This window comes from Thalassolituus sp. UBA2009 (assembly GCF_002335285.1).
GTDB classification, from domain to species: domain Bacteria; phylum Pseudomonadota; class Gammaproteobacteria; order Pseudomonadales; family Oceanobacteraceae; genus Venatoribacter; species Venatoribacter alkanivorans.
The window spans coordinates 13,294-14,895 of sequence record NZ_DDCJ01000040.1 but is presented as its reverse complement, the minus strand read 5'-3'; the positions used below and the strand labels follow the sequence as shown (position 1 = coordinate 14,895).

Genomic DNA, 1,602 nt, shown 5'->3' with positions numbered 1-1,602 from the left:
CCGGTGTGACGTTTTATTCCGATCAGGGCGCTCAATATACAAGCCTTAAGTATCGGCAACAGCTGTGGCTTTACAGGATGCAGCAGAGTATGAGCCGTCGCGGAAACTGCTGGGATAATGCGCCGATGGAGCGCTTATTCCGAAGTCTGAAAACCGAGTGGATACCGGATAAGGGGTATCGTTCGGTGATGGAAGCAAAAATGGATGTAGGCCGGTATCTGATGCATTACTACAACGGCTACAGGCCACACAGTGCTAACAATGGGCTGAGCCCATCGGCAGCCGAAGAATTACTTAAGACCGTGTCCGGAATTAGTTGACCACTACAAAGTTCCCCTGGGAGGCAACAGGCCTTGATGTTAAAAAATGCTGTTTTTGTTGGCTACGGTGCTGATTAAAAACAGTGGAGCTGCAGAGGCAGGCATTGCCACTGCCTCAGTTACGGTAAATAGTCTCGATCAGATGGTAGCCAAAACGGGTTTTTACCGGCCCCTGTACTTTTAACAGCGGTCCTTTGAACACCACGTCGTCAAAGGCTTTGACCATATCGCCTTTGTTGAACTCGCCGAGGCTGCCGCCGTTTTTCTTGCTCGGACAAATGGAGTGTTGTTTGGCCAGTTTGCTGAAGTCGGCTCCTTTATCGAGTAACTGCTTCAGTTTGTCGGCTTCTTCTTTGGTTTTTACCAGAATATGGCGGGCACAGGCGCGGGGCATACTTACCTCGGATTCAGTCTATCAGGCCAATCTGACCATTCGGTTAAATTTTGCGTCGCGCAGGATCAGGTGCTGTGCGAAAATTGCGCCCGTTATTGTACCCGAAAGACAGAATGAGGCATGCATGAGCGTACATGAGATCCGCCACCCCCTGGTGCAGCATAAAATTGGTTTGATGCGATCCAAATCAATGAGCACCCGCACCTTCCGCCAACTGGCGGCTGAAGTCGGCAACTTGCTGACCTATGAAGCAACCAAAGATATGGAACTGGAAAGCTACACCCTCGATGGCTGGTGTGGTCCGGTTGAAGCGGAGCGGATTCGCGGCAAAAAAATTACCGTGGTACCGATTCTGCGTGCCGGTCTGGGCATGCTGGACGGCGTGTTAGAGCTGGTGCCAAGTGCCAAAATCAGCGTGGTCGGCCTGTACCGCGATGAAGAAACCCTGGAGCCGGTCAGCTACTTCGACAAACTGGCCGGTGATATCGACCAGCGTATGGCACTGATTGTGGACCCGATGCTGGCCACCGGCGGTTCGATGGTGGCAACCATCGACCTGTTAAAGCAGGCCGGTTGTACCAGCATCCGTGCATTGGTGCTGGTAGCGGCACCGGAAGGCATTAAAAAGGTTCAGGATGCGCACCCGGATGTGGATATTTATACCGCATCGGTGGACAGCCATCTGAACGAGCAGGGGTACATTATCCCTGGTCTGGGCGATGCCGGTGACAAGATCTTCGGCACGAAATAATTAAAAATCAGGGGAGTTTCTATGCGGGACAATACAGAAGATCTGTATCGCGGCTGGCGTATGCTGCTGGCCGGTTTACAGATGTTGTTCGTGGCCTTCGGCGCACTGGTGCTGGTGCCATTGATTACCGGCCTCGA

The 1,602-nt window shown here is 52.5% G+C and carries 3 protein-coding genes; 2 read left to right on the top strand and 1 reads right to left on the bottom strand.

Annotation, left to right across the window (positions count from 1 at the left end; all coding sequences use genetic code 11):
* The coding region (locus B3P58_RS04610; RefSeq protein WP_286716324.1) for an integrase core domain-containing protein at positions 1-320 on the top strand (320 nt) is incomplete at its 5' end.
* Between the two features lie 115 nt (positions 321-435).
* On the opposite strand, the gene B3P58_RS04605 is transcribed toward B3P58_RS04610, so the two are convergent.
* On the bottom strand, positions 436-714 hold the full coding sequence (locus B3P58_RS04605) for a peptidylprolyl isomerase (protein ID WP_145469599.1): 279 nt from the start codon (positions 712-714) through the stop codon (positions 436-438).
* 124 nt (positions 715-838) lie between these two features.
* Here B3P58_RS04605 and upp point away from each other — a divergent pair, with 124 nt between their 5' ends.
* On the top strand, positions 839-1,465 hold the full coding sequence (gene upp, locus B3P58_RS04600) for a uracil phosphoribosyltransferase (protein ID WP_145469598.1): 627 nt from the start codon (positions 839-841) through the stop codon (positions 1,463-1,465).
* Positions 1,466-1,602: the final 137 nt, after the last annotated feature.